The sequence below is a fragment of the Devosia naphthalenivorans genome, from assembly GCF_003056355.1.
GTDB lineage: Bacteria > Pseudomonadota > Alphaproteobacteria > Rhizobiales > Devosiaceae > Devosia > Devosia naphthalenivorans.
On sequence record NZ_PYVW01000023.1, the window covers coordinates 23,023 to 44,839 of the forward strand.

The window sequence follows — 21,817 nt, forward strand, 5'->3', positions numbered from 1 at the left end:
CGATAAAATGTCCGACGACGCTTCGTTCAACGGCATCAATCTGCTGCGCGGCGACAATCTGAAGATTACCTTCAACGAAACCGGCACCTCTTCGATCGACATCCAGGCCAAAGACAAACAATCGGTCAATGCGTCCAATCTCGATCTAGCGACGACAATGTCGAAAGACGACTTGGATAGCGACGAAGACATCGACGGCTTCCTTGATAAGGTCAAGAGCGCACTCAACAATGTTCGCTCGCAAGCCTCCGCCTTCGGTTCGAACCTGTCCATCGTGCAGAACCGTCAGGACTTCACCAAGGCCATGATCGATACGCTGGAAACCGGTGCTGGCAACCTGACCCTGGCAGACATGAACCAGGAGGCTGCGAACATGATGGCTCTTCAGACCCGTCAGTCGCTGGCGCAATCGACCCTCTCGATGGCCAACCAGGCCGATCAGGGCGTGTTGCAGCTGCTCCGTTAATCGGCGCCGCAAACGAAATGAAAGGCGGGCTTCACAGCCCGCCTTTTTCTTTTCCCCTAATCCGGCCGATGAGCCCGAAAGAATCCTCCGCGGCCTTTCGATATCATCAGTTGCCCAGCCCGATAGCGGCCATACTGGGTGGCAAGTTCGATGATGTCGGCAGTTAGTGCCGCTTCATCTTCACGGGTTTTGGGAGCCTTGCGCTGGGTGGAGCGATGCTGACCGAGAACCTGGCAGGCTCGCCGCTGCGAGATGCCGAACTGGGTAACCACATGATCCACGCAAGCACGGCGGCGAGCGGGGCTTAGAAGTTTCCCCGGGCAGCCTCCGCCAGCACCATCTTATCTAGGGCCAGGTCCGATACGGCCCGGCGCAATCGGGCGTTCTCGGTCTCAAGCTCTTTAAGCCGCTTCACCTGGTCGCCCTTGAGCCCACCATATTCCTTGCGCCAGCGGTAGTAGATTACTTCCGTCACAGCTATCGCACGGACAGCCTCCGCAACTGTTTTCCCCTGCGAGGTCAGCACGTCTACCTGACGAAGCTTGGCGACGATCTCTTCAGCCGTCGGACGTTTTCTGGGCATCTGCGTATCCTTTCAAAATGGGACATTCCCATAGGTCAAAAAGGACCACTTCGGTGGGGGCAGACCAGGTGATACCGGCACCATTTTTTCGGTTCAGGGTGATCAAGGCTCCGACTATGATGACCGCTTGACATTTCAGGTCGGTGCGGACTTCGCATCTGCAGCCAGGCCGTGGCGCCGACTAGATCATCTTCGACAATATCGAGGTCGGTGACGTGATCGCGGACTAGGTCGATCGCTTTCGCAGGTCGAGTTGAGACCGGCCCTTTTGTCTGAAGCGGCGACGGGCGGGACAGGGTTTACCTCGCCAGTGACCGATAGTCAGCGTTATCGATCGTTCGCCCGCTGGCTGCCGCAAACAACCGCCGCCCCCACCCTGACCGACAACGGAACCGCGCCAGGGCGCCATGCCCCTGCCAAGGATGAGCTGCCACCTACAGCCCCGCTAGCGGCCGAACCGCGCGGACTTGGGGTTGGTGGTCTTATTCCATGCGGCACTGGGCGCCGCCTGTTTGCGTGGCAAGGACCGAGGTGGAGACGAGGTCCACGTCTGAGCTTGATTGCACCGGTGCCGTTTGAGAAGCGATCAGGAACAACAATGGGTTCTCGCGCCATCCTTTAACGAAGCTGAAGTTTGCGAGATTTCACCAACGCTTAACCATCTGATCCACACAAGCACCGCGCCGGGCGGGCTTAGGGTTTCTTGAGGCGACAGCCGCCAATATCATCGTGTCAGCCTCAGGTCCGACACGGTCTATGCAGCCGGGCGTTCTCAGCTCGGCTCATTGAACTGGCTTGTCGGTCCACCTGCACAGCTATCAAGCGACCTCGTGGTAAGGGCGAAGACAACATGGGGGGAAGAGGCTTGAACCCGGCCGGAGGATGTTAAACTAAGTTCACCGGATTACGTTAAGGTTCAGACATGAAGACCATCAACAGCCATGAGGCGAAAACACACCTGTCTCGGTTGGTCGATCGCGCTGCCGGGGCGAGGCGTTCATCATCGCAAAGGCTGGAAAGCCGATGGTGAAGGTTTCGCCAATCGGCAAAGACGCAGAGCCAACACGGCTTGGGTTCTTGCTGGGGCAATTCGCGGTGCCCGAGGATTTCGACCGCATGGGCGAGGCGGAGACCGAAACACTGTTTTCAAGCCAGCTGTGAGAATCCTGCTCGACACCCATCTTCTGCTTTGGGCGGCGGCGATGCCGGACAAGCTGTCAGCAGAGATCAGGGAACTGATTGAAGCTCCTCTTACCACGCCGCTGTTTTCCGCGGCGAGCATCTGGGAAGTTTCGATCAAGGGGGGCTGGGCCGGCCGATTTCACCGTCGACCCCTCGCTGCTCCGGGCGGGGATGGCCAAGAGCGGCTACGAGGAACTGGCCATCACCGCCAGCCATGCAGAGGTGCTCACTGTTCAGCAATGCATTGCTGGACGCGCGGGCCAGCCTGCAATGTTGCACGAACGTCTACATCCCATAAGATGAAAGATCCTCTCGATCAGCCGGGTACCCACCTGTAGCTGGGCTATAAGTGTGGACAATCGTCCGAGCTGCCACTCCTGCAAGAGACGACGTTGCGTATCGCCTGCCTGGATAGCAGTTGCTCGCCTGCTGCAAAAAGAACGTTGTTTGCAGGCTGGTCGGGGAGGGGTCTTGCTCATCGTTCGGCCGGAGCAGGGCAGGGCGCCGCCGGGCCACAAGAGATAATGCCTGCGGCCGCCTGCCAGATTCCCCCACGCGGCTCGCCGCTGCGCGCCGCCCCATGCGAGATTTCACGACGGCATCCAGCCCACCACCGTTCCGAGTACACTTCTCAATTGGCGCACCGCTGTCGCCTATCTTGTTCAGAAACGGTGTCTCCAAGCCGGAGTGTCATATTTGGGGCGGCTCGTCATCATCCGCATTGTACCCGGTGGCCTCGTCGTCTTCGGGCCAATCTAATTCTTCCACATCGATGGTCTCGTCGTATTCTCCATTCAGATCAGTCTCATGGGCGATGAGATCGAGCTCATCATCGGAGACCGATGCATCTGCCTCATCATTGAACCACTCCGATCCACTCGGTTCATCCGCAGTAAGTTCTGCGGAATCGTCGATATCAACAGCTTGATGACCGAAAGCAGCCGCTTGAACTGGCTGGCTGGTCTGGCCGGACGGGATGACGGTTGCCGAAAATCGTGGCGTCCTAGCCGAGCCCTCCGCTGCGGAACTGAAATCAAATTCAGCCAAGGCCTTAGCAACGCCGGTGGGGCGCGAAGCCGAAAGCAGAGCAGCAAACGAGCGCAGCGATCCGGCGAGTCCCGTGTTGATCATCAGCCGCAAGCCATTGTGCAGAGCAGCGAATCTGACAAGTTGGTCGGCAACCGAACTGTCGCTCACGTAAACGAGGGAGCGGCCGAAGAGTTTTGCGGGATCTCGTGCTGCCCTTGCTGCACCGACTGCCATTTGCAGGGGCATGGCGAATGCAAGGCGAAGAGGCACTTGCGCAGCATTCGGCAGTCGCAGCCTTTCACCGCCAATTGCTTCAATCGTCAGGAGATCGTTGCTGCGGTCGATGTCGATAATACGGACCAGGGTACCCGCAGCAATCTTGCCTTCGCTCCAGTCGCTTGCAAAATAGACCGGGTCACCATCGCGCAGAACCGACAATAGGCTTGGCTCGCGATCAATGATCGTTTTTCGGTCCTGTTCGGGAGCTCTGCCCCGGCGTACCAGGATCTGGTAATTAATGGACTTTGCTTCTGCCTGGCTGCCCACGATAAGGCATGCGGGCAACGCCGACTGCACGAACTGCGCCGTCATCAAAGCTTCCAGAGCATAAAACCCAAGCCGTTTTTGATGCGCGAATATGCCGAGTGTCGCGGCAGGATCAGTGACTGCAAGACTCTGCGCGTGATCAGCCCAGCTGAATGCGTCCGAGGACCGTTGCGGCGATGCCGTCAAAGTGGAGGGAACGCCGAGCCTCGCGAGAACGGCCAATGCGCAGATGCCGATTTCTGGGTGGCCGTACTGCGATCTGTCAAACACCAATACGAGCTTGTGACCCTCCTGTTCCACCTTCTGGAGCAGAGCTGCCAGCTCCGGACTGCTTGCCCGCTGAGCATCAAAGAGAAGGACAAGCTTTTTTCCAGATCCAGACCTGGTTACGTTCGGGGCCACAAACGCCCGGACGGTTTCGCATCGCACCGCCCGGTCTTCGCAGATGTGCTGGATGCGCCAGCGGCTCTGAAGGTCGGGAACCAGGATTGTCGGGCCGATCCCGGCTGCAAGGTAATCGGCTATCAGCGTCTGGAGTGGACCGGCGTCGGGCTCTGCGGCTCCGTCGCCCACAAGCGCCGCGAGGTCTTGGCCTTCGATCAATGACAGTCGCTCTGCCCCTTCGGCGCGCCAGATTGGATCCAACTCTTGTTCCCACGCCGCATTCGCAAAGTCGTGAGGCGCTCGAGCACTGACAAAATCCAGGTGTTCATACAGGCGCTGCGCCCGAGTCAGCAGTGCCTCAACCCTTCGCAGACTTCCGGGTGTTCCAAAGACCGGCCGGCCACGTTCGACCACTTTAACCGTACTGGTCAAGAGATCATCGCAGCGCAACTGTAGGCTCACCCAGGAGCTCTCAGGGTTCAAAGTCGCAAGAAGACTGGAAACGTCGCCCCTTTCAAAAAGCCATAAGCGGTCTGCCAGCGCGCGGATAAGCGCGTCATTGTCACTGAAACGACGCTGCAGCTCTGATCTTATTGATACAAGTGCATCATCGGCAGCTGGACTGAGCAATCTTCCAAAAGGGCCGATCCGGACTTCTCCCGGACCGAGTTCTAGGGGGACTTTGATCTCCGGCCGCCCGATCTCTTCGAAGAACCTGTTCTGCGTGTCTCGCCAGTGCGCTCGCCAATCGGGCAGCATCTGACTGCGTTTCAAACCCTGCGACGCTCGAAACACCGCTGCCCAAGGGCTCCTGATCCGGCGCGGTTTGCCGAATGCGTCCTTGCCGAACAAAGCTATCAGCACATGAGCGTGCCGATACGGACCGACGCTGGCGTCGCGTTGCAGTGCATGAATGTCAAACTGCACCATATGACCCTCTTGCACGATCGGCGCAGCGAAGCGCTGCAGGAGAACCACGAGTTCAGACACTTGCAGTTCGCTCTTACGCGGCAAACCAAGGATCAGATCAATGGCAACAGGCCCGGGTGATGCAACGCTTCTGTCCAGATTGTTCCATGCCGCCTCGCCGCCCGATCCAAATCTCTGACTGACGTGGGGCAGACACAAGCCTCCGGTGATATAATCCTTCCTGGAAGGCGCCCGGTATGGCGCCTGGGTAGCTTCAACGTAGTACCTCTTGCGGGAATTATACGCGGCGCGTCGCACAACCGAACCACCGCCGGAAGGCACCAGATTCGCGCTGACAAAGCCTGTAGCCATCTTCTTCACCGACTCAGATTACGCGGGTCCGAGGGTGACTCAGATCTGAGCCATTTCTCGTCCACTCAGATCATTAGCAATAAAGATCCTACGGAAATCTCTCGCTCAGGCTCTTCTGCTTGAATGTTGGACAGGGACGGCTGGCCACCGCTTGAATGTGCGCATCGTCTCAACTCACAGGCAGTTCAATGTCCAACTTTATGCACGACTTCAAGAAGCTCCATACGGCCGCCCAAGAAGCAAAGGATGAAATGCTTCGCCGTGATAAGGAGCTTGCAGAACTCAAAGCGCTCCTCGCACCTCAGCACGATGCCATCATCCTGGCCGCTTACGATGCCGTGAAAATCGATCTCAGTGGTCTGTCGGAGCAGGTTATCGTGGGGCACTTCGCACAACTCACCGCCCAAGCCGGAAGCGCCTCGTTCAAAAAAGAGGCAGTGGATCGTGCCACCGCATACCAGGGGGACTTCGAAGAAAACCTTGAAGTGCGTGGCCCGCAGCTCGCCTACCACATCGATCGCGCAATCGACTTGCAGTCTTCTACCGCTGTTCCGGTATTGGGTCGCGTGCTGGAAACCTTGACCGATGCCGACATTGCTAGTCTTCAGGCATCGGGGCTCCACTGCAGTATCCAGGCGAGCAACCGGTCACCGATGAGCGTCTTCCACGGTATGCTGCAGCCAGCAGAGATTATCGAGTTTGCGATAACGTACCGCATGCGGTTTGACCTCGCACCCGATCGGCGGGCTACAGTTGTGAAAGCAGCCCAGGCGGATTTGAAACCGGCTGATGTCAAAAGCGGAACAGCCGCTTTTGGTCAAACACCGGGGACCCTCAATACGCACCCAACGGGCGTTGGTTCTGCAGCTCTCGATGCAAACCGCCGCAGTTCAACGGCGGGAGCCGGCGAAGATAGCAACTAGGCCTCCTCCTTCCGTTTCTTTTTGTGGCAAACTCTGTGCCAGCGGTAACCCTGCTGGCACGCTCCATTGAGGCGCAATCCTCCGATGAACCGTGAAGCTGCGTAATGCGAATACGGTTTGTAGCGACGGACGATTTTCGGGACAAAGCATGATGACGGGCACGTTCAACTTGGCGCAATTGGTCACAAATCTTCTGACCAAGGCTGGCAAGACTCAGACGGAGGTGGAACGGGAACTCCGTAAGCGAGACTTGATTGGTCAACTTTTGAGGGGGGAAAAAAAGACCCTGACGGAGAAGAACATGCGTGAACTCGCCAGGGTGTTGCAAGTGGATCCCGGGCATTTCGTGCCAGACATGAACGCGGGACCTGCGAAATCACCTTATATCCAGCGGGCCTATTTTGGACCGCCCCGGGTCAGGCGTTCTGCAGCGCAACCAGGTTCGCCAACGAATGGTGCAGATTTGTCCGGTGGGGCACACGGCGATATTAATCAATCTCGGCCGACGGTGGAAGTTGACGGCGAGAACCAGGGGGTTACCCAGTCGCTGATGCTCTTGGGTCACAACCAGCCTCTGAAGGAAGTTGTCTGGATTGCCGCCGGGCAGAGCGGAGATACCGACGCAAAAGAGCCGAAGCTGTCAGCAAGTACCGTTATAAGAACTGCATTGCCGATCTTCCAATTGAGAAATCATGAAGGACGGCTGTTTCTCGATTTTAAGGAACGCCAATGGCAACCGCGGCCGCATTCTTTGGTGCGGGTGCCCGGCGCCTACGGTATTGTGTTGCCCTTTAGTGTTTACCCGCACCTCAAATCTGGAACAATTATCATACTTGAGCCGGGTAAATCGTTGAGCGGGGGTGACTGGGTCCTTGGGCTTCGAAGCGCCAATGTTGCGCAGCAGCATGAAGTCGATCTTCAGATCGTTCGCAGCATCAGCTCTGCCGGAGTCAGACTGGGGGCGCTAAACACGCCATCGGTACCCGCCGCGCATGCAGATCAGCGCTACTATCGTGTGCATCGGGTGCACTCAATCCAGCTGTAAGAGTGTGAACGGTTTCGTGGGGTGCACCCGTCGAACATCTCGATGGTCAAGGAAATCACCGGTCTATAACGCTCTGTCACTGATATCGGCTGGGAGGAAAACGTCCATCGGCTCATCGCAATGATCTTGCTTTGCATTCACCGAACCGAGGATTGGTGCCCAGCAACAGAGCGCGCCCTTGGTCCGCAATGCCGCATCGGGTAATAGGCCCATGGCGTCTTGATGGCCGACTGCCGCCGGATCGGCAATGGCGGTTTGCTGTTTCCCTTATCGGGAGGCGGGTTCGGGCATGACAGCCGAAATCACACTCGGGTGGATGATTTGGCTGCAGGCCCTAAGCGGCAAAGCGCATTGGGCCCGTGATTCCATGGGTACCGTGCATAAGTGAGTACCACGGATTCGGTCTGGCACACGCATGGGCAAGCGCAATGAGCGGCACCGAGGTGTGACGGCGTAGGGCATCCAAGAAAGAACCGGGGATCGCGCTTGCAGGTGAACGCCTGCCCCGCCCACGAGCCCGATAGAAGGGCACCGGCGTAGGGGGTGCCATGAACACAACCGGTGTAGTCATTGCGGCACCGGCGCGATGGGCACCGGGGCACAACAACGCTTATTGGGAGAAGAGAGCCCGCCTGCCGGGGAATGTTTGATAACGCCTATCCTCGAACAACGACCCCTGGTGGGGGAATGTTCGAGAACCGTGTTGTGCGGCGCCCTTATATTCGATGCCGGAAGTGTACGAAAATTCCCGGCAGGCACGGCCAGTCACTCGAATGGTTGTCGCGTGACCTTACTCCACCAATGTCCTGGACAGCGTCAGACCGCTCATCAACTACCAGCCGCAGTCCTGGCGTACGCCTTCTCACGTGGGAGCTCGGGCTCGTCCAAGGGCCACCAGCGCATGGCGCAGCGGAGATCACCGCGTCCGTATTGAGCGGGACCGGCGTGATCCGCATCCGCTCGGTGCCTTCGGGCACGGGGGATAGTGGATGGGCTGCGAATAGATTGTGCTAGAGGAAGTAGGGTCAGTCAGACAGTCATCCACCCTGGCTGTGACTGGAGCGATGTTGACGATTGCAAGCTTCGAATGCTGCGTGGGTCGTCAGGGCTATCGTTCGGTCTCGCTCGCAAAGTCGAATTCCTCACCAGCGTACGTCCGGATAATTGATAGTCATTGAGCGTGATGTCGGCACAGTGCCTTATCGATCGCCGCAAGCAAACGGGCTACCAAACATGCGCGTTGCTCTGGGGAGCGGCCTACGCCTATGGATTCAGATCCCGACCTGCTGGATCAGGCCCTTGATCAAATCGGTTGTATCACCATCGTTCTCCGGGGCGAGTTGCGGCACTATGTTGTTGACAAGCCTGTCGGTCAGAGTGGCTGGGGGCTCCGGTTCTGGCACTGATGTCGGCACAACGGATGATCCGGCGCGTGGATCCGCTCTCGGAAGCGGAATGGACGCTGCTTGAGCCGGTGCATTCCCTCCCAGGGTTGCCTCGATAGGTGGCGTATGCTGTCCCAGTGGCGAAATGGTCTGTGCGCTGGCCGGCGCAGTCCCAGGCATCTGCTGGGCCAATACCCCTCCGAGTACGGCGTTCAGTAGACCTCGCTCGCCAGACGGCGCACCGTTGCCGGTGGTTTCTCCCGCACTGCCGATCAGGTCCGATACCACGGCACCAGGCTTAACACGAAGAGCCTCGCCAAGCCCATCGACCGCGCCCGTTGCACCATTGGCCAATTCGCCAACGCCGCCTCCGAGTTGCGACAGTGCCTGCAGGGCCCGATTTGGATCGGCCAAAATGTCGGAAATGTCGGGATAGATGCTTGGCGCGGACAACGTGCCCTTGACGAGGATCGGCATGCCAAGGCCGGAAATGTCGAAGTCGCCGCCTTGCCCATCGAGCGAGCCGACCACGCGTGGATCAAGCCGCATATCGATCGTTTGCGCGGCAAGATCGATGCTGCCTTGCCCGCTCATGCGCACGAAGGGGCCAAGCAGGCGAATATCCTGGGTTCGGCCAACCCCGTTCTGGATATCGACGGCGACGGAGAGCTCGGTGAACTCGGTTTTGGCCTCGCTATTTTCGCTATAGCCGCCGGCAATCAGCGACTGCACATTGCGAACCAGGCCTGCCACGTCGATGCCGCGTATGAGCGACCGCGCGAAATCCTGAGTGTGGCGCCCGAACCGGACACCTGAACACTGGCCTTGAGCCCGCCTTCGATGCGATCGAAGCCCGCGGCAGCGCTGAGGAGCGGCAGAGCCTGGACGCCGTCCAGACCAGTGGCAAGTTCGATGGCCGGCACGTCGCCAGCACCGTTCGCTGTCACACTTGCGGCTACGGTGCCCTCATGGAAACCCGCCTGTGGCACGACGAGTCTGGCGATTCCGTCGGCTATGGACAGGGTTGCCGTGGCTGATCCTGCCTTGACCTAGCCATAGCCAAGCTGATTGGCATCGAGGCGAATATCGGCATCGAATTGGCGCAAGATGGAGAGGTCAATGGCTGCTGGTCCGGAACCAGCGGCAGCTGCATTTGCATCGCCACCACCAGCGCCGATCAGCTTGCTGAAATCCAGTGTGTCGACGGACAGGGCCGCGGTGATTTTCGGCTTGCCGGTCGTCGCGAGCGAAAGCAAACCTTTGGCATGCATGTCATCGAGAGCGATGGTGGCATCCGTCATGGCGAGTTCCGCGCTGCTGACCGAAATGCCACCGGAAAAGGCAAATTGCCCGAGCGGCGTTCCCGTATCCTGGCCAAACCAGCCAAGTGTCCGGCTCAGCGAAGCCGCAGAGATGTCGGCTTTGCCGGACGTTGCGCCGTTGGGAGCGACCGTTCCAGAGAAATTGGCGTTGAGCGGTTGCGACTTGAAGCCGACAGCCACACCAACCGGCTGTCCCCAGAGCAGGTCCGATAATGCAAGCGAGGTGGAGAAGCTGACCGCCTCCCCATTCAACCGGGCTGTGCCCGTCAGGCTGAGCGGCTGGAGGACATCCTGGATCTGTGCCGTCGCATTGAGCATATCGACGACACCCGCGCCTGGTCCTGCGAACGCCTCGAGCTGTGGAAGCTCGATCCTCCAATCGGCGATGGATACATTCCCGCGCAGATTGACCGAGTCGCGAATGGCATCGGCATCGGCTCCCCGAAAGGAATATTGCAGTTGCGTCGACAGCCGGCCAGTGGCGGGGGCCGCTTGTCCGGCGAGCGACATGAGGCTTTCGATGTCGATGGAAGCAAGATTGAGCGACCCGCTCGATTGGGGAATGTCGGCATTGACGTCCATGAGCATGCTGGCGGTCAGGCTGCCACCGGCAATCTGGCCTGAACTCACGCTTGTATCGAGCTGGCCATTTTGGAGCTTCGCCGCCATGACGACATCACGAGCTATCGCGTCGCTGGCCTGCAAGGCATTGGCACGCAGTTCGATATCGGCATCGATATTTCTCAGCGCGGAAAGATCGAGGCCGCAATTGTCGGGCGCGCTGGCCGTTTCGCCCGACGCATCGGCAGGGGCTGTCGCCGCGGGCCTAAAATCGGAATAGTCGAGCGTGCCTGCGGCGATCCTTGCCATGACGAAGGGGCGGTCGCCGGGGGTGTAGCTGACGTCCACGCGCATCGTTCTGCGTGAACGTCCCTCGGTTGTCATCACCACAGGTTCCTTCCCGGCGCTGATGGCGCTTGGCGTTGCCAGGATGTTGCTGGGGGCCCGCACTATCTGGATCGACAGCGTCGCCAATTGCCAAGCGCTTTCGACATCGGGGCGCCTGGCGCGCCGGGTTGCCGATGTCTGGCTGACGCAATGGCCACATCTGGCCACGGTTGATGGTCCCGAACATTGGGGAGCCGTGCTGTGATTTTTGTGACCGTGGGCTCGATGTTGCCATTCGACCGGCTCATCCAAGCGATGGACGAGTGAGCCAGACGCCATCCAACGGAGGAGGTCTTCGCCCAGATCGGGGAAGGACAATATTTGCCCCGTTACATGCCCTTTGAGCGCATGCTCTCCCCGGCCGATTTCAACCGCTATATGGCCATGAGCGAGGTCCCGGTCGCCCATGCGGGTACGGGTAGCATGATCGCCGCGGCCGAGTTGTCCAAACCTATTGTACTTCTGGCGCGGCTGGCCCGCATGCGCGAACACACCACCGACCATCAGGTGTCCGAAACCACACTGGGCGAAATGATCGAACAAGCCCGCGCGCTGATCCAGCGCGATGCGGCCCTGCCGCCGACAGCCTCTCCAACCTTTATCGAAAAAATCAGAACGGCCTTGGTGAATTAAATGGCTAAAGTTAGAATTGCACTGATCGGGCTGGGCAAGATGGGCATCTCTCACGTCGCCATCCTGCGTGCCCATCCCGATGTCGAACTGGTAGCCGTGTGCGACCCGCAAGGCTTCGTCCTGGACGGGATCTCGAAATACACCGGCCTCAAGACCTACCGGCAATTCACCGACCTACTGGCCAACGAGACCCTCCATGGCGTAGTGGTGGCAACGCCCTCCCGCTTCCACGATGACATTGTACGGGCGGCGCTGGAGCAGGATCTTGCAGTATTCTGCGAGAAGCCGTTCTCGCTCGACGCCAAGGTGGCGCTCGAATTGGCCGAGCTGGCGGAGGGGAGGGGGCTGATCAACCACGTAGGGTATCATTATCGCCATGTGGCGGCTTTCCGCGAGGCCAAGCGTCTGCTCGATAGCGGCGTCATCGGCAAGGTCCATCACTTGCGCGCCGAGGCCTATGGTCCGGTGGTTCTGCGCCCGAACCCAGCTGGGACATTATACTTCAAGCTTGAGGGTAAAGGCGGGGAAACAGCTCTTCCAAGGCAATGGTGGGGAATCGGAGCGAAACCTTGCCTTTCGGCGTGTCAGAGCCGAGTAGGCCAAGATCAAGCAGATCTGCCAGCACCCGGCGTGCAGACCGTTCCGGCAGGCCGGTAATGCGATCGATTTCACCCCGCTCGAATTCACCGCGAAACAGAGCCTCTTCCAGCAGCCGCGCAGCCTCGCTTTTGAGCGCGGGGTTTCGCTCCACATAACGCCTCAGGCGCTGGGCCAAGTTATCCAGATCGAAAAGTTCGCTCATGAAGTTGACCTGATCCAAGCACACGCGAAGGAACCAAAGGACAAAGTCCTTCAGGGCTGCTTCCGACAGGTTGCCGCGCCCGTCGCGATCACCCTGCCGAGGCATATCGGCGTGGTCCATCATACGCTTATAGTCACCGCGACTATCGATGCCTCGAGCCAGACCGCGCGATATTGACCAGAGGCCATGCGTGCCAATCCCAGTAACCCCAGCCATGGCATGGCTCATCAACCGGCTGACCCGACCGTTCCCATCGGGGAAGGGATGGATGTAGTTAAATCGGTGGTGTGCCGATGCAATTGCCATGATCTGCGCCGCCTTCCCCATCCGATCAAATCGGAAGCGACTCTCGAAATGTTGCATGAAGTCGGCGACACGCTCACTTGACGGCGGTACATGGCGGCCGACGGCTACGTCATGCTCGGAATTGTGGCGCCAGGCGCCAGGTACCATGGTGAACCGACGGTCGCCTAACTGGATGGTCAGCATACTTTCAGGCGCGTCACGATAAAACTCGCGGTGGAGCCATTGGAGGAATTCGGCAGACGCGGGGGCAGGGAGTGTTGCTGCTGCACTGAGCCTGTCGATCTCAGCCTGGACGCGCACGTGGGCTGCGGCCTCCATCTGGAGGTTGCGGCGACCCTGGTCCTGATCGAATTCGCCCGCGAGAGCGCGCTCTATATCTCGGGGACGAGTGTCATGGCCCTCTATCAGGTTGCTGTAGTAGGTATTCATAATGCGGACCAGATCGGCCAGATTGGCTGCAGTGCGGGGATGCAGAGCCCGGCCCAACGTGGCCGCAGAGGCCGAGAGATCGGCGATGACATCAGCGATGTTCGCGGTAGGTTCTTCGAGCTTGGCGGGCTCGATCCTTGTGACACTTTCGACTTCCATTGGCCGATCCTCAGGGGAGCAAACAGCAATCTAATACATTATGAACCCTATAAGATACCTTCACATAGGTCGATGCTTTGGCCGATTTTGTGGCCGATGTTTTGGCCGATCCATTTTGTAATAAGCTGATCGATGTGCTGTTGACGGGACAAACCAGCGCGTTGCCACCAGCGATTGCCCCGTACGCTGAGGGTCGATTCCCTCAGCATTCATGGTTCACGGTTACTGGGACAGCACCACGTAGTGGCCCTTTTGATGGCTCCCCGTATAGCTGATGAGTTCTGATTGTTTGAGGGATGCAATGTCACGTTTCGCCGTTTTCAGCGACACGCCGAAAAACACTGCGATATCCCCTGCCGTCGTTCCTGGCTTGCGCCTTAGCTCCTGAAGGAACCATAGCTGCCTAGGACCAATCGCGTCTGCGAGATCGGGGTCAAATTTGGGGTCATCGGGGTCACGATCAGGGTCATTGACATTCGCATCCGGAGCGCCGCGCCGTAAAAGATTGCCATTCCTCACAATGGGACTCTTCGTGCTATCGCGCCGTAATTCGTAGAAGAGCTCCAGCACGTCGGCGCGTCCGGCCAGGCCCAGAACAGTTTCCAGGATGGCTTCAGATTTGCGAAGCAGACGAATAAGATAAAGACCGTTTGGGCCGGCCATACCGCTAAGCCAGTTGTTGACCGTCCGTTCCGTTGCGCCGGTCCAATTGGCAATGATTTGGACACTGTGAGGGTCAGAGCCAAGTTTAGATTTCAATGCGACCCTGATCACTTCGGCATAGTCAAACTTCGGTGGTCGACCCGAGGGGGCCCTCCGAAGAAGGTTTCCGTTCTTCCGAAACATGTTTCTACAAATCCCCGCTAACGTGCTGAATGAAAGCAGAAAAGTAGCGGAGGATGGTGATCGGCGGCCCAGAAACACCTGATCCGATTGGTCGAACAGGTGTCGCGTATGGTTGTTAGGTTAATCGAGGGTGAAAATCAGAGGGGCTACCAGCCACCCTGCGGTATTTTGAAACGCAGGGCGCCGATGGTATATGGCACAGTTGCCGAAGCTGCAGCAGCCTGAGCGATCTTGATGCCTGGGTAGTAGTGACGAGCGAATTTCCAGTCTCCCCTCTCTCCGTTGCTGAAATGCCAATTCTTACCGGAATGGATCGAGGCAGCGTTGATCCACCATTTCGGACTGGTGAGCAGGGAGCGATAGGAAGCGATAGGAAGCGATAGGAAGCGATAGGAAGCGATAGGAAGCGTTATCAATCATTTCCAGGCAATACGAGCCATCTGGGCGCCGGGTTGTGCCCCGAACCGGAGCCTTCAGCCCTATGGTCTGAGCTGTAAAACCGGCACCTTGCCGGAATGCTTTGGCCCCTCTGTTTCTAGGAACAGGGTCCGCTCAAGACGATTATTCAGTTCCGCCAAACCGGAATCTGACTGCCCAACACTCCAATGCCCCTTGCTCACCTTCAATCGCGCGCAATGCGGCCGAACGCATTGTTGCAAGATCAGCGCCAGGTTACACAACGCTTTGAAGAGCGGAACAGCAGATCGCATGCCGCCAACATGAACCCGGCTGGCGCGTCGCCATCAAGGGCTGCAACGTGTTCGAATCGCGCGATCAATGCTCGCGACCTACGCTTTGCAAGTCAGATGACGGCGCCGTTGCAAATTCGCCCGTCCCGCCTCAACCAGCTGGAAACCGGCGCGGCAGGGCAGGGCGCCAGCAAGCTCCTCGCCCGCAACGGTATCGAATAGCGCGAGGTCGGAGCTTGTCCCGATTCCAGCGCCAACCCATGCCGGCGAGCAAGCAGCCACCCTCCAGCTGCAGGGGCGCGGTGCTCAACCAGGTGCTGGAGCAGGCCGGTTCTGCTTAAGGCTGAAGCCGGCTTTGCTCTCGTCCGCCTGCGCGCGCTGAACAACGCCGCACCGCAAGTCCGCAGCGCACTCACCATGGTCAGCCGGGTGCAATCCAGCGGGGCTCAGGGCGCCTCAAACAGGTCAGGCATGCTTTCGTCACCCGACAGACTTGCTGCAAACACCTGATGATCCCGGTTCCCCTGGAGCCAAGCATCCCGCGAAGCCGGGTTTTCCGGTTCGTTAACTATATGGAAAGGAAGAAACAAGACGCCGCTTGCGGAATCAATGGATCGCACCAATGTTACCGACATCGGTTCGAATCGGACCGTGGCCCGCGATAAGGCGGCAGACAGGGTGTTACCAGCACCCTGCCAGCCTGACCAAAGGTCCCTCACTGCGCTAACAGGAGAAACCCATGGCTAAGGCCATCTTGGGCGAGGACAATCTCGCCCGCAAGACTGAATCTGCTACTATCAACACCACCAGCCTGCCCGAACACTGGCAGGACCTGCCGGGCCTCGTCAACGATCCCCTGATCGACGAAGACGCCCAGGTAAAAATCCTCGAATGCGTCGACGCGACCGGCTCGGCCCCTCTCTGCGAACTCATGGCGCTGCTGCCCGGCCATCCCCAGCCTGCCAAGGCGATCATTCGCCTCGTCCAGCTCGGCATCCTCGACATCGAACCTGGACTTATCGATGCGCAGAGCCTGCTGCATCGCCGCCTCGACCGCTCGCGGATCGTTGACGGGAATGGCGGTGGAGACGGTGAAGCCCCTACGCCACCTTCGGATGGGGGCACGCTGCACCGTCTCCCTGTCTCCCGGTCCCAACCGGAGGTCTTCTTCGCCAACTGGACCGACCGCGGGGTCTTCCGTCAGGAACCAGCTTTGCGCCAGCACGGGATCTATCTGGCGCTTTACGCTCACAAAGCCTATTCCGGCTGGTCGGGGTGTCTCGTTGACCGTCTTGTCAACAGCAATCACCTGCTCCGGCATGGCTTTCCGGATTTGGTTATTGCAGCGGTCGACCGGAACAATCTTCTGAACGAGACGCAGACACGCGTCGCCGAGCGCCAGTTGGCGCGGGCCGTGCAGAAGGACGGTGTGCTCGAGCTCGCCAATCCTTCCCTGCCCTCTGGCGGCCACGTGGATCCGGCCGCCTTTGTCCAAGCCGACCGCTTTGTTCGTGAAGTGGTTGGCACGGTGCGGACGGCGGGTCTCGCCTTCACCGGCCCCAAGCGCGTTCCGGCCAGCAAAATCCCAGAAGCGGGTCCAGTTTCCACGCCGCTGGAAGCGGGCACAAAGCACTTCTCGCTTCATGCCTGTGGCGTCCATGCGACCGCACAGGTCCAATCCGACAAGTGGGTGGTTCAAACCGGCAGCCAGGTGCGCAACGAGCTGCTGCCCTCTGCCGGGAGTGGCGTGGCCCAGCAACGCCAGGAATTGCTCCACGACGGCAGCCTCATGCCCAACGGCAGCCATCTGCTGCTGACCCGCGACGTCGCGTTCGGGACGGCATCCAGCGCCGCGCGTTTCGTGGTCGGGACCGGCTACAACGCCAAGATCTGGCGTCCGGTGCCCCAGCAGCCGGCATCGGCAGGGCTGTCCTACTAAACTAGCTTCGGAGCGGCCAGTGGAGGCCGCTCCTTCATCCCTTCCCATTTTCTTTCCAGCGCGGCCAGGCCGCAGCTCAAGGATCAGCCATGCCTTCTTTCGATTCCGAACATCAAGACTTCGCCCCGGATGCAACTCTGCCCAATCCGGAAACGCCTCCTGAAATGGACGCTCGTAGGTCGCTCGTCACTGCGGCCCTGATGGGTGTCAACACCATTGCAGTTCGTCGTTGCCTTGCAAGCTCCGTTCCGCATGTGATCATTATCAACACCCCGTCTCATGCCTGGTCCCGTGCCCTCGCTGCCGAGATTGGCCAGGCCTACGACAATGTCTCGTCCACCGCGGTGGTGGAGAACAAGAAGGATAGCAACCAGTGGACGATCGACACGATGCTGCAGCGCATCGGGATCGGACAGCATCAGGTGTTCTGCACCGCCGATGCTTCGACACTGCTGCCCAGCCTCATCCACGCTGCTGCAGACGTTCGCCTGACCCTTCCTGCTGTTGACACCCGGCTCCTCCAGCGTGCGATCAGCTCGTTCACCGGCAAATCTGTGCGTGGCATGATCGATGCGGATATGGCAGGGCTTGATTTTCCGGTACTGCAGCTTGCCATGCGGCCCGATAGCAATGCGCGCGATTGCCTCCTCCGCCTGCGCCGCTCGGCTGACCAGGCGGTATCGCTCCGTCCCGGCGCCAAAAGCCAAAAGGGCCCCGCTCTGGAGGACTTGCCTCTCGGTACTGACGTCGCGGCCTGGGCCTATGACATGCTTGGCCAGCTCAAGGACGTGACCGCCGGCGCTCTCGCTCCAGACGATCTGCGTCACGGGGTTCTGGCGGGTGAGCCGGGCACCGGCAAAACTCTGGTCGCCGGTGCTCTCGCCAAGTCCGCCGGCTGGTCATTCCACTCGGCGTCCATTGGCGCCTGGTTCAATAGCAGCGACGGCAATCTGGGCGGTGTCAGCAAGTCATGTGTCGCTTTCTTCGATACGCTTCTGGCAGGAGATTGCGTCGTGGGGTTTTTGGACGAGGCCGATTCACTGCCCTCCCGCGCCAACCTCGAGCCCCGCGACCTGCAGTGGTGGGGTACTCTCATCAACCTGATGCTGACCCAGATTGATCGCGTGCGCAACTCGGGCAAACGCGTGCTGTTGCTCGCGGCGACGAACTATTATGACCGGCTTGACCCGGCTTTGGTACGGGACGGCCGCCTCGAACAGCGTGTAATTGTGCGTGCGCCCCGGACTGAAGAGGAGGTATTTGCCATCTTCGCCCATTATCTAAAGGGCGAGATCGATCCAGCCGAACTTGCCGGCATTGAACGCTTTGCGCTGGGGGCAACGCCTGCAATGATCGCCGGTTGGATCCGCACAGCCCGCGCTGAAGCCCGCAGCCAGGATCGCGCACTTCTGGCCGAAGATGTCGTCGGCGCGGTAGTCCCGAGCGATACACGCTCGCCCGAGGAACTTCTCGCAGTTGCAGTGCACGAAGCCGGGCATGCTGTCGTCGCTCGCGCATTGGGGATCGGCGTCGAAGCAGTATCAATCCTTTCGCGTGGCATTGCGGGCGGCGTCACCAAAACTTCGAACCCATCGCCGTTCCCGAATCGTGATGAGCTGGAGGATATGGTCACAGTGCTTCTGGGCGGGCGTGCGGCCGATCTGGTCATCGGCAACAAAGGCGCCCATGCCGGCGCCGCTCTTGACCTCGAAATGGCCACGTCGCTGCTCGTGCGCGGACACTGCCAGCTTGGGCTCTATGACACCCTGGGAGCCATGGTTCCCGAAGGAGGCGACGCGTTCCAGCAGGTGGACAAGGGACTAAAGCGTCTTCTGGCGCGTGCGGTGCGCCTCGTTACCGAAAACACGGCCGCCGTGAATAGTCTTGCGGAAGCCTTGATCGAACGCCGCCTTCTGAGCGGAGCACAGCTTGAGGCGGTCATTGAGCCCTTGCTGACGAGCGCTTCCGCAGGCGCTGTTGCCACTGCGAAATCTGGAGTGGTCAGGGCGAAGAAGGCCAAGTCCCAGAAGTCACCGAATGTGGTGGCGCAGGGGGAGGCCCCCAATGGTCGCCTGGCGTAAAGCACTACAGCGGCTCGACGGCGCTTTCTCCGATCACACGCTCCGGTCATACCGGAGCGGTTTCGAAGCGTTCTCTCAATGGTGCCGGCGCCGTCGCAAGACGGCGCTGCCAGCAGCGCCCGAAACGGTCGCCGAGTACATTGAAGAGGAAGCGGGACGCCTCAAGCCAGCGACCCTCAAGCAAAGATTGTGCGCCATCCGCAAGATCCATCGCCTGTGTGAGCATCAGGACCCGACCGACGACGAGAACGTCGAACTGGCGATGCGAAGGGCGCGGCGGTCACAAGCGGCGCGTCCGAAACAAGCATTGGGGTTGACTGCGAATTTGCGCGACGAGCTTCTCCTCGCCTGTTCCGATGACCTTATTGGGCTTCGGGACAAGGTAATGGTCAGCGTGGGCTTTGACACCCTCTGCCGGCGTGGCGAGTTGGTTGCGATCTCCGTCGAGGACCTCACGGCAAAAGGGCAGGGGCGCTACAGCGTTCTTGTTCGCCGCGCCAAGAATGATCTGGAGGGGGCCGGTCGTATCTCTCACCTGTCCACACAATCAAGCCGGCTCGTGGATCAGTGGCTGGCAGCGATCGGGGCGCAGTCCGGGCCGCTGCTGCGTCCGGTTTATTGCAGGAAGGCGCTGGCTCTCTATCTTGAACCGCTGACGGTTTCGCGGGTGCTCAAGAAACTGGCTGCCCGGGCGGATGTGGAGCCGGAGTTGGTCCAGAAGGTCTCTGGCCATTCACTGCGTGTTGGAGCCGCACAACAGCTAACCCTGGACGGTCGTGGGATTCTGCAGATCATGCGGGTGGGTGGGTGGAGGTCCATGAACGTAGTGGCGCGTTATGTTGAGAACATGGATATCGACGTTTGGAATTAGGGAAATCGAATGGTCGAAGCCTTGCAGGCAGTTGAAATGGGCTGTCAACTGCAGTGGCGACGCAGGTTTCTGCTGGTAGTCGGCGCAAAATCCCGCAAGTAGCCAGAGGTGGTCGATAGTCGGCGATATCGATCATGCGGTTACACCCATAGTGTCAGATGCTCACGAGAGAGCGCATCGAACGCCTGAGCGGCAGATCCCGAGAAAGGTCGAGGCACATCGGGAGGGGGTCGTTTCAAACTTGGCGAATGCTGGCGTGATATCGAGCCACCAACGCGTCCGATGTTAGGAGGGCAATGCCTTCAACAAGCGATTGCGCAACAAGGATCCGATCGAATGGGTCCTTGTGCAGAGGTGGGAGGCGGCCGACCTGGACCGCATGCTGGCCAGTGACAGGCAGTTCCTCATAGCCATTGTCGAGCAGGCCCCGCCGCAGGAGCGCAGCATCGACCGCAAAATCCGCTCGTCCAAGACCGTTCTTAATCGTTACCTCCCAGACGCTTGCGGCGGAAAACATCAGGACATTGTCCATGTTTTCCAATTCCGTGCGGGCTACCGCCGGAAGCCGATCGGGATCGGTTGCTGCCCATAAAAGCAGATGAGTGTCGACCAGAATTCTCATTCTGCTGCGCCGAAAAAAGACTCGATCTCCTTGTCTCCCATCCGGTCAAAATCATCGGGGACTTTGAACTCGCCCTGCAAAAAACCCACTCGCCGCTGTTCTTTGTGCACAGTGTCAATGGGCATCACCTTCGCCATCGGCTTTCCTGCTTTGGCAATTATGAAGCTCTCCCCCGCTGCGACCTTTTCAATCAAGCGCGACAAATGGGTCTTGGCCTCATGAATGTTGACGACATACATTTCTGCTCTCCACGAACTTAGTCCAGTGAGCTTAGTCCGATATCGAGCGGAGTGCAAGGAGCGTGATGAGGCGGCAAGCAGGCAGGTGTGATCCGGCTTTTCCTGGCTATGGTGGTACACCGGGTGGTGCGGTGCCATTCCAGGGCCGATCATCGCGGGCCAGGGCCCAGAAGTATCCGGTCTTGGTTTTGCGGGCACCGGGATCGAGCACCGGAGCGCGGGTTTCGTCCATGAACAGCTTGGTCGACCGTTTCAGGTCCGCCATCAGGGCATCGTAGACCGGCCGAAGTTCGAAGGCGGCCCGGCCAACCCAATCGGCCAGCGTTGAGCGGTCCAGATCAATGCCCTGGCGGCTGTAGATCTGTGCCTGACGATAAAGTGGCAGGTGATCGGCGTACTTGCTGACCAGAACGTGGGCGACCATGGCCTCGCTCGGTAGTCCGCCGGGGATCAACCGAGCGGGCGCAGAAGCCTGCACCGCGCCGTTGGTGCAAGACCGGCAGGCATATTTGGGGCGACGGGTCACGATTACGCGGAACTGGGCCGGGATTACGTCGAGCCGCTCGGAGGTGTCCTCGCCAATGCAGTGTAAGCAACCGCCGCAGCCACAGACCAGGCTTTCGGGCTCGATGATCTCCTCGATCCGCGGCAGGTGCTCGGGGAGCGAGCCACGATTGGCGCTGCGCGGCTTGGCCGGCCGCTACTTGTGAGAAGCTCCAATGGAGCGTCCATGGAGAAACTCCCGCACTGACCTCAATCAGTCCGGAATCTCACGGCTGACAAAAGGACGGAAGGTGGGGGGAGGACACCGCTTACGAAGAACCGGTTCGGCCTGTTCATCCGCACCATCGGCATCACCAGGGGCCGAGGCCAAACTGACCCTGGCCAACCTGGCGTACAACTTCGACCGTCTGATCTTCCATGAAAACCAATCCTGCCCGGCCCGAAGGGCCCACTCCAATGAGGGGTCAATGTTCCGGGCCGATGGGGTGGACGCCCCCCGACGGCATTTATGTGCCAGAGTTGCGGTGTCGAGAACCGCTACAGAGGAGGCGTCCATGAACGAGGTTAGCATCATTGGGTTGGACTTGGCCAAAAACGTGTTTC

General features: G+C 59.4%; 16 protein-coding genes and 4 pseudogenes. 10 read left to right on the forward strand and 10 right to left on the reverse strand.

Features of this window, described 5'->3' with window-relative positions:
• Positions 1–466, forward strand: a 466-nt coding sequence (locus C8264_RS20220) for a flagellin (protein WP_281261473.1), incomplete at its 5' end; no start/stop codon positions are given.
• A gap of 122 nt (positions 467–588) precedes the next feature.
• Here the strand turns inward: C8264_RS20220 and C8264_RS20225 are convergent.
• Positions 589–1,049, reverse strand: a pseudogene (locus C8264_RS20225) (transposase); the annotation flags it as partial.
• 922 nt (positions 1,050–1,971) lie between these two features.
• On the opposite strand from C8264_RS20225, the pseudogene C8264_RS20230 reads away from it, so the two are divergent.
• Positions 1,972–2,210: pseudogene (locus C8264_RS20230) on the forward strand (type II toxin-antitoxin system Phd/YefM family antitoxin).
• 711 nt (positions 2,211–2,921) lie between these two features.
• On the opposite strand, the gene C8264_RS22325 reads toward C8264_RS20230, so the two are convergent.
• The gene (locus tag C8264_RS22325; RefSeq protein WP_162783803.1) at positions 2,922–5,471 is read right to left on the reverse strand and encodes a hypothetical protein; all 2,550 of its coding nucleotides are present in this window, start codon (positions 5,469–5,471) and stop codon (positions 2,922–2,924) included.
• Between the two features lie 188 nt (positions 5,472–5,659).
• Here C8264_RS22325 and C8264_RS20245 point away from each other — a divergent pair, with 188 nt between their 5' ends.
• Both C8264_RS20245 and C8264_RS20250 read left to right on the forward strand, forming a co-directional pair.
• Positions 5,660–6,394 (forward strand): hypothetical protein, encoded by a 735-nt coding sequence (locus tag C8264_RS20245; RefSeq protein WP_108462795.1) that lies wholly within the window; start codon positions 5,660–5,662, stop codon positions 6,392–6,394.
• Positions 6,395–6,542: 148 nt separating this feature from the next.
• Positions 6,543–7,439 (forward strand): hypothetical protein, encoded by an 897-nt coding sequence (locus C8264_RS20250; RefSeq protein ID WP_108462796.1) that lies wholly within the window; start codon positions 6,543–6,545, stop codon positions 7,437–7,439.
• 1,271 nt (positions 7,440–8,710) lie between these two features.
• On the opposite strand, the gene C8264_RS20255 is transcribed toward C8264_RS20250, so the two are convergent.
• The 3 genes from C8264_RS20255 to C8264_RS20265 form a co-directional block, all read right to left on the reverse strand.
• Positions 8,711–9,577 carry an AsmA-like C-terminal region-containing protein gene (locus C8264_RS20255; RefSeq protein ID WP_162783804.1) on the reverse strand — a complete coding sequence of 289 codons (867 nt, stop codon included), beginning with the start codon at positions 9,575–9,577 and terminating at the stop codon, positions 8,711–8,713.
• A complete protein-coding gene (locus tag C8264_RS20260; protein WP_162783805.1) occupies positions 9,544–9,771 on the reverse strand; it encodes a hypothetical protein in 228 nt (75 codons plus the stop codon). The genes C8264_RS20255 and C8264_RS20260 overlap by 34 nt, the downstream gene beginning before the upstream one ends.
• A gap of 102 nt (positions 9,772–9,873) precedes the next feature.
• On the reverse strand, positions 9,874–11,094 hold the full coding sequence (locus tag C8264_RS20265) for an AsmA family protein (RefSeq protein WP_162783806.1): 1,221 nt from the start codon (positions 11,092–11,094) through the stop codon (positions 9,874–9,876).
• Between C8264_RS20265 and C8264_RS20270 the strand changes: the two genes are divergently transcribed.
• From C8264_RS20270 to C8264_RS22675, 3 genes and pseudogenes are all read left to right on the forward strand, one after another.
• On the forward strand, positions 11,090–11,299 hold the full coding sequence (locus C8264_RS20270) for a UDP-N-acetylglucosamine transferase subunit ALG14 (RefSeq protein WP_245893415.1): 210 nt from the start codon (positions 11,090–11,092) through the stop codon (positions 11,297–11,299). The genes C8264_RS20265 and C8264_RS20270 overlap by 5 nt on opposite strands.
• Before the next feature lie 116 nt (positions 11,300–11,415).
• Entirely contained in the window at positions 11,416–11,727 is a 312-nt protein-coding gene (locus C8264_RS20275) for a hypothetical protein (protein ID WP_162783807.1), read from the forward strand.
• Positions 11,728–12,081, forward strand: a pseudogene (locus tag C8264_RS22675) (Gfo/Idh/MocA family protein); the annotation flags it as partial.
• A 148-nt stretch (positions 12,082–12,229) separates the two neighbouring features.
• On the opposite strand, the gene C8264_RS20285 reads toward C8264_RS22675, so the two are convergent.
• Entirely contained in the window at positions 12,230–13,423 is a 1,194-nt protein-coding gene (locus C8264_RS20285; protein WP_108462803.1) for a Fic family protein, read from the reverse strand.
• A 222-nt stretch (positions 13,424–13,645) separates the two neighbouring features.
• A complete protein-coding gene (locus C8264_RS20290) occupies positions 13,646–14,182 on the reverse strand; it encodes an HTH domain-containing protein (protein WP_162783808.1) in 537 nt (178 codons plus the stop codon).
• A 1,515-nt stretch (positions 14,183–15,697) separates the two neighbouring features.
• Between C8264_RS20290 and C8264_RS20295 the strand changes: the two genes are divergently transcribed.
• From C8264_RS20295 to C8264_RS20305, 3 genes are all read left to right on the forward strand, one after another.
• Positions 15,698–16,897 carry a DUF4357 domain-containing protein gene (locus C8264_RS20295; RefSeq protein ID WP_108462805.1) on the forward strand — a complete coding sequence of 400 codons (1,200 nt, stop codon included), beginning with the start codon at positions 15,698–15,700 and terminating at the stop codon, positions 16,895–16,897.
• An 89-nt stretch (positions 16,898–16,986) separates the two neighbouring features.
• On the forward strand, positions 16,987–18,978 hold the full coding sequence (locus C8264_RS20300; RefSeq protein ID WP_108462806.1) for an AAA family ATPase: 1,992 nt from the start codon (positions 16,987–16,989) through the stop codon (positions 18,976–18,978).
• Entirely contained in the window at positions 18,962–19,849 is an 888-nt protein-coding gene (locus C8264_RS20305) for a tyrosine-type recombinase/integrase (RefSeq protein ID WP_162783809.1), read from the forward strand. The genes C8264_RS20300 and C8264_RS20305 overlap by 17 nt, the downstream gene beginning before the upstream one ends.
• Before the next feature lie 235 nt (positions 19,850–20,084).
• Here the strand turns inward: C8264_RS20305 and C8264_RS20310 are convergent, their stop codons facing one another.
• From C8264_RS20310 to tnpC, 3 genes and pseudogenes are all read right to left on the reverse strand, one after another.
• A complete protein-coding gene (locus tag C8264_RS20310; RefSeq protein ID WP_108462808.1) occupies positions 20,085–20,471 on the reverse strand; it encodes a type II toxin-antitoxin system VapC family toxin in 387 nt (128 codons plus the stop codon).
• Entirely contained in the window at positions 20,468–20,710 is a 243-nt protein-coding gene (locus C8264_RS20315) for a type II toxin-antitoxin system Phd/YefM family antitoxin (RefSeq protein WP_108462809.1), read from the reverse strand. Before C8264_RS20315 ends, C8264_RS20310 begins: the two co-directional genes overlap by 4 nt.
• A 115-nt stretch (positions 20,711–20,825) precedes the next feature.
• Positions 20,826–21,404, reverse strand: a pseudogene (tnpC, locus tag C8264_RS20320) (IS66 family transposase); the annotation flags it as partial.
• Positions 21,405–21,817 lie beyond the last annotated feature (413 nt).